Origin of the sequence: Microcoleus sp. Pol7_B2 (assembly GCF_036701035.1) — a bacterium.
In the GTDB taxonomy this organism is placed as follows: domain Bacteria; phylum Cyanobacteriota; class Cyanobacteriia; order Cyanobacteriales; family Microcoleaceae; genus Microcoleus.
Window position 1 is genome coordinate 101638 of record NZ_JAUBQB010000012.1, and the last position, 14590, is coordinate 116227.

14 protein-coding genes are annotated in these 14590 nt (G+C 45.7%); 9 read left to right on the forward strand and 5 right to left on the reverse strand.

Annotated features, from left to right (window positions below):
- Positions 1-60: 60 nt before the first annotated feature.
- Entirely contained in the window at positions 61-1569 is a 1509-nt protein-coding gene (locus QUA57_RS07465) for an SGNH/GDSL hydrolase family protein (RefSeq protein WP_333063049.1), read from the reverse strand.
- 207 nt (positions 1570-1776) lie between these two features.
- On the opposite strand from QUA57_RS07465, the gene QUA57_RS07470 reads away from it, so the two are divergent.
- Both QUA57_RS07470 and QUA57_RS07475 read left to right on the forward strand, forming a co-directional pair.
- A complete protein-coding gene (locus QUA57_RS07470; RefSeq protein WP_333063051.1) occupies positions 1777-2121 on the forward strand; it encodes a Dethiobiotin synthetase in 345 nt (114 codons plus the stop codon).
- A gap of 173 nt (positions 2122-2294) precedes the next feature.
- Positions 2295-2543, forward strand: coding sequence for a hypothetical protein (locus QUA57_RS07475; RefSeq protein WP_190659973.1), 249 nt, complete (start codon positions 2295-2297; stop codon positions 2541-2543).
- A 254-nt stretch (positions 2544-2797) separates the two neighbouring features.
- Here QUA57_RS07475 and QUA57_RS07480 read toward each other — a convergent pair whose 3' ends face one another.
- A complete protein-coding gene (locus QUA57_RS07480) occupies positions 2798-2998 on the reverse strand; it encodes a hypothetical protein (RefSeq protein ID WP_333063052.1) in 201 nt (66 codons plus the stop codon).
- Positions 2999-3260: 262 nt separating this feature from the next.
- Here QUA57_RS07480 and QUA57_RS07485 point away from each other — a divergent pair, with 262 nt between their 5' ends.
- Positions 3261-3653, forward strand: a complete 393-nt coding sequence (locus tag QUA57_RS07485; protein ID WP_333063054.1) for a hypothetical protein — start codon at positions 3261-3263, stop codon at positions 3651-3653.
- A 93-nt stretch (positions 3654-3746) separates the two neighbouring features.
- On the opposite strand, the gene QUA57_RS07490 is transcribed toward QUA57_RS07485, so the two are convergent.
- Together QUA57_RS07490 and QUA57_RS07495 are read right to left on the reverse strand one after the other, a co-directional pair.
- Positions 3747-5033, reverse strand: a complete 1287-nt coding sequence (locus QUA57_RS07490; protein ID WP_333063056.1) for a glycoside hydrolase family protein — start codon at positions 5031-5033, stop codon at positions 3747-3749.
- A gap of 409 nt (positions 5034-5442) precedes the next feature.
- Positions 5443-6102 (reverse strand): NAD(P)H-binding protein, encoded by a 660-nt coding sequence (locus tag QUA57_RS07495; protein ID WP_333041137.1) that lies wholly within the window; start codon positions 6100-6102, stop codon positions 5443-5445.
- Between the two features lie 121 nt (positions 6103-6223).
- Here QUA57_RS07495 and QUA57_RS07500 point away from each other — a divergent pair, with 121 nt between their 5' ends.
- The 3 genes from QUA57_RS07500 to QUA57_RS07510 all read left to right on the forward strand — a co-directional run bounded on the left by QUA57_RS07500 (position 6224) and on the right by QUA57_RS07510 (position 11706).
- Positions 6224-6937 carry a DUF1997 domain-containing protein gene (locus tag QUA57_RS07500; RefSeq protein ID WP_333063058.1) on the forward strand — a complete coding sequence of 238 codons (714 nt, stop codon included), beginning with the start codon at positions 6224-6226 and terminating at the stop codon, positions 6935-6937.
- An 868-nt stretch (positions 6938-7805) separates the two neighbouring features.
- Positions 7806-10019: an ATP-binding protein gene (locus QUA57_RS07505; protein WP_333063060.1), complete on the forward strand. Its 2214-nt coding sequence runs from the start codon at positions 7806-7808 to the stop codon at positions 10017-10019.
- 226 nt (positions 10020-10245) lie between these two features.
- Complete coding sequence (locus tag QUA57_RS07510) at positions 10246-11706, forward strand: response regulator (protein ID WP_333041134.1); 1461 nt, start codon at positions 10246-10248, stop codon at positions 11704-11706.
- Between the two features lie 148 nt (positions 11707-11854).
- Here the strand turns inward: QUA57_RS07510 and hisG are convergent, their stop codons facing one another.
- Complete coding sequence (hisG, locus tag QUA57_RS07515; RefSeq protein ID WP_333063061.1) at positions 11855-12499, reverse strand: ATP phosphoribosyltransferase; 645 nt, start codon at positions 12497-12499, stop codon at positions 11855-11857.
- A 197-nt stretch (positions 12500-12696) separates the two neighbouring features.
- Here hisG and QUA57_RS07520 point away from each other — a divergent pair, with 197 nt between their 5' ends.
- The 3 genes from QUA57_RS07520 to rppA all read left to right on the forward strand — a co-directional run bounded on the left by QUA57_RS07520 (position 12697) and on the right by rppA (position 14509).
- Positions 12697-12954, forward strand: a complete 258-nt coding sequence (locus tag QUA57_RS07520; RefSeq protein ID WP_333063063.1) for a hypothetical protein — start codon at positions 12697-12699, stop codon at positions 12952-12954.
- A 165-nt stretch (positions 12955-13119) separates the two neighbouring features.
- The gene (locus QUA57_RS07525) at positions 13120-13770 is read left to right on the forward strand and encodes a glutathione S-transferase family protein (RefSeq protein ID WP_333063064.1); all 651 of its coding nucleotides are present in this window, start codon (positions 13120-13122) and stop codon (positions 13768-13770) included.
- Positions 13771-13822: 52 nt separating this feature from the next.
- The gene (gene rppA / locus QUA57_RS07530; protein WP_333063066.1) at positions 13823-14509 is read left to right on the forward strand and encodes a two-component system response regulator RppA; all 687 of its coding nucleotides are present in this window, start codon (positions 13823-13825) and stop codon (positions 14507-14509) included.
- Positions 14510-14590 lie beyond the last annotated feature (81 nt).

Sequence of the window (14590 nt, forward strand, 5' to 3'; positions counted from 1 at the left end):
AGGAATATTTTTTAAACCGCTGATGAACGCAAATAAACGCTGCTCAAATTGCATCAGCGTTCATCCGTCTTCATCCGCTGATATCTGCGGTTTAAAACTCTCAACTTTAGATGGTAGGTTGGAGAAAGGAGGGCGATACACTCGAATTGCCTGAATAGGCACTTTCCCATCTGTTTCGGGGACGATTTCGAGGATGTGTTTGGAGTTGCTCAAATTCTGAGCCAATGTTGTAGAATACTCGCGGCTTGAATCCGTAATTTGTGGAGGAACGTATGAATCAACAAACATTGGTCGCACCTGCCAGGAAATTTCAAAGCCTTTAGGCGTCGGTTTTTTAGAGTCTTCATAAGAATTTTTCAGCCACCAGTTTCTCGGTTCAATCACGACGCGGCCAGAGTTTGAGACAAACATTTCGTCGTTTGTACCGCTGCCGTCGTAACCTGTTTTAGAACCTACAACGTCAAATTTAAACTTGCTAGCGTCGCTGTTAATTTCAGTAATTATGGCTTTCCAATCTTCGACGATTAGCGGTTTTTGGCTGGATACTTGGATGATTGCCGGCCAACCGACGCCAATAGTAACGCTAGGTCTGGTGATGCTGTAAAGTTCAGGAAATTCTGAGGGTTTTTTGCCGTCGATCGCAATTTTAGCAGAAATTGCCTGGCCGTTGAAGGTTTTATCGGCGATCGCATCTATTCTATTTCCTTCAAATTCTAAAACCAACTTGCCATTTTGCCACTTAACATCGCTGCCAACCATATAGGTTTTCACTAAATCCTGCGGCGGTTGAGAAGAATTTGGCTTGTATCGCAGATGCGGTTTTATCAGAGCAGCTAGGAGAAAGTTTCCCCAATCGTTAAGGTGAATGCTGTCGCTCAATAGCTGTTGTGGCTGCAAGCGATTGTCTTTCAAATACCTGCGCCAAGGTTCGCGAATTTCCGCGATTTCACAGCCGTACTTATCGGCCAACTCCGGCAGCCATTTAGTAGAATGAGTGTTGTGCCATTCGTATCTTTTGACTGAATTTGGATCGTCGCTGTTGCCTGTCGGCATCCAGTCGATGTGGTCAGAATGCAAGAGTATTTCACTAGCAGTGCGGCTGCGGACATTGGCAATTATGGCTTCGTAATCTTCACCACCTCCGTAGACGTGAAAAATTAGCAAGTCTGGATAAAAAGGATACAAATCGTGTTCGCTGGGACGGATTAAAATCGGTGCTGCAAATCCTCCGAGCGCCCGATTTTCCACAATTAAATCTGCATTGGGGAATCGCTGTCTCAAATCCTTCACTACATCTTGCCACCAATCTTGCTGAGTGATGGATTGACCGTAGAATAGGATACGCACTTGGCGGCGGTCTGTTGCAGTGCTAGCAGCAAGTAGCCCCATCGTCCTTTGAATCCTCGCTCCAAAAGTAGCACTATTTTCAATAGGAGCGGGTGGGGGGAATGGCGTATCGGCAGCTATTTTTTGGATGAGCGGAACTAACAGAAAGCTCAGACACAAAAAAAGCAGCCACAAGTAGCGATAAATCTTGGATTTTCTGCTATTTCCTGGGTGTTTTGCCATTGTTTTATTTTTTCCTGTCCGTTTCACTTCGCTCAAGGCGACTGTGGGATGAATGCTACGCCTCTAATCAGTAGCTGTAGCGTGCTTATGGGCGCACCTCACGAGTAGCTGTAGTGTAGGCTGTATGGAAATATATTACCAAATTGAGCGAGCCAAAAAGTGATATAATGCCTGCTAATTAATTGCAGGAGAGCGATCGCACGTCAAATGGATTACAAAACAGCCCGCAGTTTTCTGATCGACCAAGGAACCGCCCTGGAAACCAAGAAAAATCCCGACGCCTTCCTGATGCGTCTCAAACAAGGTCAACCGCCCGTACCCGGACAGGTGACATCGATTTTATTAGCTTTAAAAATATTGTTTGAAGGGCTGCAAGAATCTCCAATGCTCGATCGACAATTGATCTCGGCACTGCATTTACTGTCAGTAGAAGGTTTGCAGCAATTTGAAGCTGGACTCCGCAGAGGAGTTTCTTGGCCACCGCTGCTGAAGGAAGACTTAAATCGAATTGCGCTCGCAGTCAAGAATATCTTTTCCGGTGTCTGGCAATAATTAGCTCGACCACCACCGAGCCCGATACCCACCGCCGGCAGACTCAATTTTTTTCTACATTTTTTTTCTACAATTATTTGTAAAATTTTATGTTAAAATTGCTACATTTACCCTCGAATTGTGGCATCTTACATATAAGAATCAGTTCTCAAAAACAATTGGAGAAACTACTCATGAACACCGAAGAAAAAGCTAGACAACTAATTGCACGAGAAAGACAGCATAGCGAACACTTGCAAGACTCTATGCTCAACCGTTCCTCCCACGAGCTAGAAACACCTGGGGAGGGAATTGCTGAAGAAAAAGCCAGAGAATTAATGGCTCAAGAAAGGCAGCACAGCGAACACCTGCACGACTCTATGTTAAGCCGTTCCTCCCAAGAGGTAGAGGCATCGATCGCACCCGATGACACTCACAAATAAATTTTGTTCACACAAGACTTACGGACACATACCAAGAAACCGGGTTTTTCTACCATTTTTCTTACCGTAACAAAGGGCTGTAAAAATGTTTTTGTGTAAACAACCAGGTTTCTGGGTTCCGGAAGAGTTCAGTACAGCAAAACTCTACTCAAATCGAGGCGAATTTTAGGTGCAATCAAAACAGCCCTTGCTCGGTTTGCAGCCACTATCACCAACCTCAAATCGCCAAATATAGCAAGATAAAATGCCAAGTTCTACTGCTCGCGAAAGCTTTCGAGGGATGCCAAAAGAGCTGGCAGTCCCGCTAGCGCGACGGACACCAGAGCCTCATCTTTGTAAACTCGCGATCGGAGAATACGGGTACTTTTAGACGCAGAGGTGAGAGAGCCTCGCCGTTGGGAATTTCCGGTTTCAACCCGCCCTAAATTTTTGGTTTCTCGCGTCACGCAAAACATAGTAGTATCCTCGCAGTATCGTCAATTAATCCCTAAATATGCGCCCGTAAAATTTCTCACGGCTTGCTGTATATTTCTATTATTACTCAGATAGGTAACAGAGATGAAAGCATGAAATAATTATTCACGATAAACAGGGATCAACTTAAACTGCATCACAACTTTTATTAATTTGTTACAGGGCGGATTTGTTTAAGCCGATCGCCCGCGACTCAGACACCAGGCAGCAAAATCACCGATTTCACAAGAAGAACGCGGATCAATGATGCTAACTCTTAGTCCAGCAACAGTGATAAGTCAAATCAAGCCGACTGTCGAAATCTTGCGCGACGGAGACTACCGCTACCGAGACTCCTTTGCGATCGATCGACCTTTCAGAGAAATTCAATTTCGCAAACAAGACAGATACATCACCGGCAGCGATTCAGACAAACGCACGGGCAAAAGTTACTGCTTCCGGGGCATCCCCCAGCAGAACAACATTATTAACATCACAGTAGCGATCGAAATTTCCCCAAAAACAGCACAGCAAACCGAGTGGAAATTAGCACCGGGAAACCCCATTAATTTCGACAGGCTTTATCCCCTGCAAGTTGGACCTGGATTAGAATTGTACAAATGTTTGACAGCATTTTTACCAAACTTGAAAGATTAGTTATTCGTTACTTATTAGTGGTTATTTCTTAATCGCTTTGGATTGTTAATAGCAATAACATTCGTTAACAGTGAACAGCCAACATTTAACTCCCTAAGAACCAGCATTTTCCAATTCTTCCCGCAGCATTTCTCGGTAGACTTTCGGCAAACGAGAACTCATAGAATTGTTTTCAATTCCATATCCCAAACTCGTCCAAGTTCCTGAAAGCATCCGCAATACCTCAGTTAATCTTTCCTGCCGCAACATCTCAGAAATATCAGCTTTCCAAAACTTGCGATCGCTCAACCAAGCATAAACCACAGCATCCTGATCTTCTGGTTCAAAACTGTAATCTTCCCAAAATAAAAAATTAGCACGACGCGCCTGATAGCGCTTCGCCTTCTCCTTCCAAGTCGAAGTCAGAAATTGATACCTGCCCGCTGCCGTAGTACACTTGCCTCGATTCGGGCCATTAACAATCTTCACGCACCAGTCAGGATGGCGGCTCAAATCTAATATATATTTGCCACCGTAAACAACGTGATAAGGGCGAGCAACATTCGACTCGCTAGCAGAAATAGTTCGCATCAGCGCCCGAATGTAAGGATCGCCGCTTTTCATAGCCAGCGGCGGAAATTTTCCCACCCCGCTTGTCGACTGCGAAAACTGCTGATTTCCCCGCAAACTGTCAACCAAAAAAACACCGCCGCCAATCACAGCGCCGATTAAAAGTATAAATCCGAGGATTTGAATCTCCGATCGCCTCAGCAAACCTCTTTTTCGACGGCCAAATTTCTCAGCTTCCAGCAAAGTCATTTCCATTTCCGAAATTTCGGCTAATTTGCGAGCCACCCGCATCCGGCGCACCCGAAAATCGTATTGATATAAGGGGGCCGCTAACAGCGTTAAACTCGATAAAACCCCCGCCAATTTGCTCAGCCAGAAATCTAATTCACCGGCTGTGGCAACATTTGTCAGAGTAGATATTCCTGTTAGTAACTGAGCCGGATCGATCGATCGCGCTGGCCAATAAAAAATCGCAAGTTGCACCAATAGCGACAGATTAAATGCAAAAAAAATCACTACAACAGCATTCAAGCCTTCTCGCAAGTGCGATCGAATACCAGTGTGCCTGCGCTTGAACTTGCGCGCAACGCGAAAGCGCCCCGGCAGCATAATTAGTAAGGGATTTAAGATTTTGACCGCGAACAAGTGAAACACAAAAAACACAGGCAACTGAATCAGCCAAGCCGCCAGCAGTAGAGTCAGAAAGCCGATATCGTCGCTGACAAAAGGAATGCCCCTGCCAAGGACAAAACTAAAACTCTGAGCGAGAGCAAATGCCCTTAACCACGAAATCGGATAGGGGAACCAAGCTGGCCACTTGAGAGTTTTCATGCTGGGAGAACGAAATTTTAACGGCGAATCGTAAAACTATTAAGATTTTGCCAGATTTGGCGATCGGAAAATTGTTGTATGGTGCGTCAGCCCAAATCTTTGACCCAAATCACATCTTGCACCATTCTCGATAAGCCTTTTTTGGGCGGGCAGGATGCCCACCCCACAAGAAAATGCACTTTTTGTGGAACAGGCATCTTGCCTGTTCTTGACAATGGTGCAACATCTCAGATCCAAATCAAAGTGTTTTTGGTCTGATATCATTTCCGGTTACACCGGAATGATGTTGACGGTTGACTGTTGACTGTTGACTGTTCACGGCGTCAACAGTCAACAGTGAACTCGAATTTACTATTCCGATGCTAACGGATTTGATATGACGCACCGAACCCAAGCGAGGCTAATTCAATCAAATCACACTGGCAAACAACTCCTCAAAACTCTTTTGCGGAGCCTCCGACTTCGCCACAATTTCCACAACCTTGTTGCGAGAAGCCGGCTGAAACAGCGCCTCCACGCACACTTGGGCTACCTTAGTGCGGGGAATGCTGCTCTCAAACATTTTGTCCGCACCAGTCATGACGATCGCATCTGAATTATCCTCATTTTTGAGACCGCCCGGACGGACGATCGTATAAGTCAAACCGCTTTTTTGCAAATACTCCTCGGCTTGCTTCTTCCAAACCAGAATCAGCCAGAACAAATTCAGCGGGTGAAAAAACTGAGAGACGCACAGAGAAGTCACAAGCACAAAATGCTCAATGCCCTTAGCCTTAGCTGCATCCACCAAATTTTTAGTACCTTCAAAATCCACCTTGTAAGGCGCTGTCGGGTCAAAACCAGGGGCCGCCCCTGTCGCACACAGCAATACCGTACTATCCCCGATGGCATCGCCCAGGGAAGTTGCATTTAATACATCCCCAGTCACTAACTCAGCCTCCGGTGGTAAAATTTGTCTAGCTGTGTCTAGATTTCGGACTAAGGCGCGCACGGGAATACCTCGCTTGACTAATTCTGCGACGATGCGGCGGCCAGTCTGACCTGTGGCTCCTGCTACAAATGCTTTCATAAGTCGAGTTATGCTGGATTAGGGTAAGTTTTGTTACTATCAATTTCTCAATTGTAGGGAGGAAACTCCCTTAACACATCCCCAACCGGATCGATTGGCGTGTATAACAGGAGAGCATACAATGAAGCAGGATTCCGCTGAATATCACACTGTTGAAGCTTCTGACGAAAATTACTACCCAGATGCGAGTTTCCGACAGCCGGAAAGTGGAAGCGCGGATGCAGGTGAGGAAGTTGAGCCGATTTGGTTTCACACGCATTTTGAAGACAGCATGGAGATGTACGCCGATGCGGAGACGGTGGCAAAGCATTTGAACAACCACAAGACTTGGTTTTGCCAGTGCGCTTCGCCGATGAAGGCCGAGCCGCTCGGAGAAAACGGCTATGATTTATTAATCGGGCGTTTTGGGGCTTTCGGCTACCGCGTTGAAGCGAGAATTGGTTTAGAGTTGCTGCCGCCTGACGCTGAAGGCTGCTATTTGATTAAGACTATTCCGGTTCCGGATTATACCTCCCCTGGGTATGAAGTGGATTTTCGATCGGCAATGAAGCTAGTGGAGATAGCGTCTCAGGAGTTTGCCGCCGATTGGCCGAGCTCGGAACGTGCTAAGCTGCCGCCTGCGATTACCATTACTAGCTGGAAGCTGGATTTGGCTGTGGGGGTTTGCTTTCCCAAGTTTATTCGATCGATGTCTCAGCCTTTAATAGAAAAAACCGGCGATGCGCTTTTGGAAAAAATCATCAAACAAGTTAACCGGCGCTTGACTTATAAAACTCAGGTTGTTTTTCACGAAAGTTTGGGCATTCCTTTTCCGAAAAATCCTAAGAAACATTAACAATACTTACGCTCTAACCTGTACTGCATTTAAATTGTATGTTAAGTGCGGCATCTCCTGCCCACCCCACAAGAGTAAAAATTTATTTTTCTCTGCAATTTAAATGCGGATTAGCTTAACTCACATTTGTAGGGTGTGCCCTGTGCACACCTTACTCATAAGTGCGATCGTAATAACTCATATCATTGTAGATTTTAGACTTCGGCGTGAGCGCTCAATCGCACAATTTGAGATTAAATTATTGAGAATAACTGATTGTGTATGGGTTGGGTTCACGAGGCTACAGTTGCTTTTTTGAAACTGATATCACTGTCTCCGGGTGCTTAGGGCGCGCCTTATGCCTATGTTTTTGAATCCAATACTTGCTTGAGCAGTTAATCCCAATCATCAAGTTATTGCTAAGAAAATTTAAGGGTAAGGTCATGATTGCATTTGACATATAGCAATCCTTGCAGGAGTCGTAAATTTTTTACCCCACCCCAACCCTCCCCGAACCCGCTGGGAGTCCGTAAGAAATTCACAAATGACTTATGATTGCTATATGCTGATTTCTTATCATCGGAATTAGTTTTTATTATGGGTCAGTTTAGCACAGGGTTGGACACAAGAGTTTCAAGTCAGATGCCATCAAGTTCGACAGCATTGTTATTAAAAGATTCTGCTTCTGTCATAATGCTTTCCCTCCTTATTGCCTCATGATTAAGCAGTGTAGCCGACGCAGTTCAAAGCGGGTTCCGAGCGCCCTCCGAAACTAGCAAGTGTCTCAGATCACAAGGCCGATCGATCGCCCTCACTGCCCAAAAACATAAAATTATGTCACATTAAGTAAGGAGTTATAAAATAACTCTTGCCATATCCCTAGAAAGTTATGACAACGAAACTAAGAGCTAAACACACAGAGAAAATGGAGAGAGACTTGCACCAGTTGAGGGCAGACCAAGAACTGATTCTCAATCAAGTAGACAATGCGATCGCTCTGTTCGACTCGTCTGATTGCTTAGTTTTGTTTAACAAAAAATTGGCGGGAATCTGGGGACTGTCCCCAGAATGGCTGGAAACAAAGCCGAAGTGCCACTTGCTGTTTGCGGAAATTGTCGATCAGGGTTACTTGTCAGTTCAGCAGTGGCAAGAGTTTCAGCAAGCGCTCGAAAAATCTCAGCAGGAAAGTTTATCATTTTATTTCGAGCAATCCAATGCGGTTTGTTTGGAGGTGTGCGCCACGATTACCAACAGTGGCGGACGGCTGTTAACCTTTCGAGACGTTACGGTATACCAAAACTCCCAAGCTAGCTTGAACGCAGAAGTCAGGCGGCTGAGCTTTCTTTTAGGTTTAACCGAACGCCTGCAAAAGTCTGACAGTTTGCAAGAAATAGGTCAGTTTGCCCTCACCTATCTAGTAGAGGCAATGAATGCTGCTTTCGGAGATGTCAAGGTGATTAGCGGCAAGGGAAACGATCGGCAAGCAGCGGCGATTTCCAACCACATTTCTGGTCAATTTCTGGCTACTTACGGGGAACCAGTAGTCGCAGCAATGCAAGAATTGCTCGACCAAGGCATTCCCTACGGCATCGGTTTGCTGTGGGAAGTGGTGAAAACTGGTAAACCTTTGTTCGTAGAGGATTATGCCCAACATCCCAATGCCGTGCCGAAATTTCGGCATCCAGGAATTGGACAACTGGGCATTTTTCCGATCGCAGCCACCGACGGTACAATTATTGGCGTACTGACGCTGGAGTCCCGCAACGTCAAAAAACTGCAAACCGCCCTCAACCAAGAAGTGCTGGAGGCTGCTTGCCGGACCTTGGGGGCGGCGATCGAGCGGGCTCAGACACAAGAAAACCTGCGCCAAGTTAATGAAGAATTAGAGTATTCTTCTCAGTTGAAATCTGAGTTTTTAGCCTCGATGTCCCACGAATTGCGGACGCCTCTGAACAGCATTCTGGGCTTTTCTGACTTGCTGCTGCGGCAAACAGCCGGACAGTTGAGCGATCGACAAATCAACTATGTAGAACTGATCGAAAAAAGCGGCCAGCACTTGTTGCAGCTAATCAACGATATTCTCGATCTTTCTAAAATTGAAGCGGGGAAAGTAGAACTAAACTTACAGCCTGTTCGCGTTCAAGAACTCGCGACAGACTGTCTGAAAATGATGCAGCCACGGGCCGAGAAAAAGCGAATCGGTTTGTCTTTAGAACTCGACAACCGTATTACTAAAGTTTGGCTCGACGAACGGCGAGTGCGACAAATTGTGATTAATTTACTTTCCAATGCCATCAAATTTACCCCCGAACAGGGACAAGTTAAACTCAGCGGGCGTCTGGCCTACGGCAGCGAAATAGACGGCGACTACCGACCGGATTGTTCTCCTGTAAATGCCAGCACTCCTTATTTTTGTTTTGAGGTGAAAGACTCCGGCATCGGCATTCCTCAAGACCGCTGGCACTTGTTATTTCGACCTTTTCAACAGGTGGATTCTTCCCTGACTCGGAGGCACGAAGGTACAGGTTTGGGTTTGGCTTTGACTAAGCGTCTGGCAGAATTGCACGGGGGAACTGTTTCTTTTCAATCTGTTTGCGATCGGGGAAGTCTTTTCCGCGTTTGGCTGCCTTTGACGGAGATACGTCAACAGTTGGGAAACTTTGCTTCTTGTGCTTTGGATACCAAGTTAGTTCCTGCTTCTGCGATTGCTTTACCAATTGCCAGGAAGCGGATTTTGGTTGTCGAAGACCAGCCTTTTAACCAAATGTTAATTTCTGAGGTGATGGAATTGGAGGGATACGGGGTAGAGATACTCGCGGATGGGAAGGCGATGGCCGATCGTATTCTCGCCGCCTCTGCAGCCCCGGAGTTGCTGCCGGATTTGATTTTGATGGACATTCAGTTGCCGGATGTTGACGGCTTTGAGTTGATGCGCCGAGTTAAAGCAGATCCTGTCTGGGATTCGGTACCGATGATTGCGGTGACGGCGATGGCGATGCCCGGTGACAGTGAGCGATGTTTGGAAGCTGGCGCTTCTGCTTATTTGAGCAAGCCACTGGATTTGAATTTGACGATCGCTACTGTCCGTTCTTTTCTTGGCTAACAATAATTATTTGCAGTTCCAGCACTGCCATTTATGATAATTGATAACAACAAAGGTTAAACTCAATAGTAGATAAATATCTATATGACTTGCCCGCACTTGCCTCCGAAAGCCTGTTCCTACGAAAAATATCGAGTTTAGTAAGGAGAAATATACCAATCAACCCGTTTTCGAGCTTCCCCACGCGCAACTCCCGAGCTAAATTCAATATATTATATCATATTCCATGTCAAACAAGTCGCCCTGCATCATGTTGGTTGATGACGAGCCAGCTAATCTGACTTTACTGGAAGAGTTATTGCACCTGAAAGGATACGCTACAGTATCAGCGCTATCTGGCCATGAAGCGCTCTCCCTTGCCCGCGCCTCTCGACCCGATTTAATTTTACTAGATATTATGATGCCAGAGATGGACGGTTTTGATGTGTGCGAGATCCTGCGGAAGGATACGGCATTGCAAACTGTACCGGTGATTTTTTTGACTGCCCTCGATGACGATATGTCTCGCATCAAAGGGTTAGAAATGATGGCCGATGATTATTTGACAAAGCCTTTTAACAGTCGTTTGTTGCTGGCGAAAGTGGAAAATATTTTGCAGTTGAGTCAAATGCGATCGCAAGCTGTATCTTCCCTATTCAACCAGCAAGTCAGAGAGCAAAGCAAACGCCAAATCGCCGCAGCTTGGGAAGCCAACGAATATCTTTCAGAAAAATTTCAGCTATTTGTGCCAGAGCAAATTCTGGAGCGAATTGCGCCGCAAGGAATAGAATCTATTCAGTTGGGCAATGCCACAGAAGAAGAGCTGACTGTTTTATTTTGTGACATTCGCGGGTTTACTGCGATCGCTGAATCTCAACAAGCTCGCGAGACTTTTGAATGGTTGAACGCTTTTTTTACTAAAATGAACGAGTGCATAACGTCTCACGGCGGGTTTATTGACAAATACCTAGGCGATGCAATCATGGCAGTATTTGACAAGCCAAATTCTCACGCCATGGATGCGATCGAAGCCGCAGTAGCAATGCAAGAAACCTTGCAAGAATTTAATGCCAGTCGCCACCAATACAATTTAGAATCTCCCGTCAATATTGGTACGGGAATTAACACAGGTATCGGCATGATCGGCACTTTAGGTTCCGATCGCCGCATGGACTCTACAGTCATCGGCGATGTGGTAAATACAGCTTCTCGGTTAGAAAATTTAACTAAAATATACGGCTGCCAAATTATTGTTAGCGAAAATGCGATCGTTCATGCGAGAGAATTTCTAAATGGCATAAGTTCCAACTCCCACTCAAAAGAAAGTCTATTATTAAAGTGCGACTTAGAAGTGGAAACACAGGAGAGTATTATTTCTACTTCTGGGGCGACGGCTGCTGACAGCCATTTGCCCCGCAACAATTATTACTATCGCTGGATCGATCGAGTAACCCCGCGCGGCAAGCAGGAAGCTATTGAAATCTACGAAATCTGGGCAGCCTCCTGTCCAGACTCTGAGGCAAAGCAGCTTACCCAGAGTTTATTTGACAAAGGCATTCAAGGATGGCAATCCGAAAGATTTGTCGCAGCCTTGGGGTATTTTCAGCAACTAATCGAACAAAACCCTGCTGATACAGTCGTCAGTTTTTATATAAATCGCTGCCAGGAAAAACTAGGTTTTCTACCTGCAAATAGCAGTTCGATTTAACGTTTAGGGCGGGCTTGAAGCCCACCCCACAATAGTTAATACCTATTGAAAAAGTCGATCCCTATCCTGCATTGCATCTGCGTTGCGTCTGTGCTTTCCCTATCAATGAAAGATTTATGCAATAGGTCTACTCTAATTGGAGTTAGCATCAAACAGTCGTCAAAACTTGCTCTCTCAACTTCCCGATCAACTCATTCACCCCCCCCGCATTCAAACGGTAACTCAGAGGATGACCGATCAAATAAGCTGAACTTTCAAACAAAACATCAATTTCCACCAAACCATTTTCTCGCAAAGTTTTGCCAGTCGAAACTAAATCCACAATTGCCTCCGACATACCCGTAATCGGCCCTAACTCCACAGAACCGTAAAGCGGCACAATTTCCACCGGCAAATTCAAATTGTGGAAATATTCCCTTGCACAGTGTACGAATTTTGAAGCAACTCTACCGTGAGGAGGCAAATCCACAGTTCGTCGATAAGAACTAGATTCCTTCACCGCCACCGACAGCCGACACTTGCCAAATTTTAAATCAATTAAATTGGCAACTTTCGGCTTTTTTTCCCGCAAAACATCATAGCCAGCAATACCCAAATCCGCTTGACCGTATTCCACATAAACTGGCACGTCGTGCGTCCTTACTAGCAAAGCTTTGGCAGTGCCGGTCGCGTCATAAATTTGAAGTTGTCGGTTAGAGGAATCGAGAAAAGCACTGAAGTCTAATCCAACCGATTTAAACAGCCGAATGCTATCTCCTAACAATCCGCCTTTGGGAAGTGCAACAGTAATCATGTCAATTTTTAGAGTGTAAATTTCTAAATTTTAGAAGGGGGCAAGCGTCGCAAAAGCAGAAACAGCTTTTACCCAACTCAGAATAACACATAGAGTTCCTAGGTAAAAAAAAAATTAGGGTATTGCTCGCTCCTTTGTTTGAGGATATATTATATTTAGTAATTTTTTATTGAGTCACTTTTTAAAGGGCGAGCAGTATGGAAAACAATCAACAATTTGACGCAAATTTTGACAGTGTAGACCAGGATTCCCTGAAAAAGATTACAGTAGATGAAATCATCTCAGGCGGTGGTGTAGAGAGGGAGGAAATGGACTATACAGTAGCTGTACCTAGCGCTAACCAGGCAAGGGTTCCCAGGGACAGAGGCTTCTCATCTCATGTGCAATCAAGCGTGTTCGATCGCGCCCCCCGATCGAAGTTTGCAGAAAAACGCGGAACGCTGGGAGGCTGTTAATGTAAAATGCTTGCACAGTCCGGTGCACAGAACAGGACGATCCTGTTCGAGGGCTTTCCTTCGGATCGCCCTCGAACAGGATCGCCATTGTGTGTCACGCCTTTGTGTATTCAACTCTAAAACTTAAAATTTAACTGGCGATCGCCAATAGCTGACAGCTAAACTATGACCGAATTGACACTTGTTATTGGTAATAAAAATTATTCCTCTTGGTCGCTGCGCGCTTGGCTGGCGATGAAACAAGCTGGACTGGAATTTGCCGAGGTGAGAATCCCCTTAGACTGGCCGACAACCAATGAAGAAATTCGGCGCTATTCTCCATCGGGAAAAGTGCCAGTTTTAATCGACGGCGACTTGAAAGTGTGGGAATCTTTAGCAATTTGCGAATACGTTGCCGATCGCTTTGCAAATGATTTGTGGCCGGCCGATGTAGCGGAACGGGCGATCGCCCGTTCCATCTGCGCCGAAATGCACGCGGGGTTCCAAAATTTGCGCGAAAATATGCCGATGGACTGCCGCAACCGCTATCCGGGAGAAGGGATGACTGCCGGTGTCGAAGCAGATATCGATCGCATCTTTGCCATTTGGCGCGAATGCCGCCAAAAATTCGGGACAGGCGGCAATATGCTGTTCGGAAAATTCACAATTGTTGACGCTATGTTTGCCCCCGTTGTCATGCGTTTTGTCACCTACGGAGTCAAACTAGATTCATCAGCAAAAGCTTATGCGGATGCGATTTTGGCATTGCCTGCAATCCAGGAATGGGTAGCAGCAGCTTGCAGCGAAACGGAAAGTATTCCACACATTAAAATCTAGGAAAAATCAGTTTACTTAACCTACAATCTCAAATCTCAAATTTGAAATCAGGATGCGGATTCTTTTAGTTGATGATGAAGTTGAGTTAACTGACCCTTTGAGTCGAGTCTTAACGCGCGAAGGTTATACAGTTGATGTGGCATTTGACGGAGCAAGTGGCAGCAATTTAGCAATGCAGGGCAATTACGATTTGCTAATTTTGGATTGGATGCTGCCGAGACAAACCGGACTGGCAATTTGCCAGAAGTTGCGATCGCAAGGAAGGAGTACGCCAGTGCTATTTCTCACCGCCAAAGATACCGTAGACGATCGCGTACAAGGACTCGACGCCGGTGCGGACGACTATTTGGTCAAACCTTTTGAATTGCGAGAACTGCTAGCCAGAGTCCGCGCCTTACTGCGGCGGCCTCCTACTATTGATGCTGAGGTTGCTGTCGGGCGGCTGCAAGTTGCAGATTTACAGCTAGACTACGACAATCAATTAGCTTATCGGGGCGATCGCACAATTGACTTATCAGAAAAAGAATGCCAGTTATTAGAATACTTAATGCGCCATACCGGTCAATTGCTAACACACGAACAAATGCACCAGTATTTGTGGAGTGAAGCAGAAAAACCCAGCAGCAATGTATTAGCCGCTCAAATTCGCCTGCTGCGCCGCAAAATAGAAGCCCCCGGCGAATCGGTGCTAATTCACACAGTCTACGGCAGAGGCTATCGCTTTGGAGAAGCCAATTAAAAATAATATACAGCCGATTCCAGGTTTATGAAGTACAGTAGCAGCAGCTTGTAAACCAGTTTTTAAAGTGCTGTGGATTAA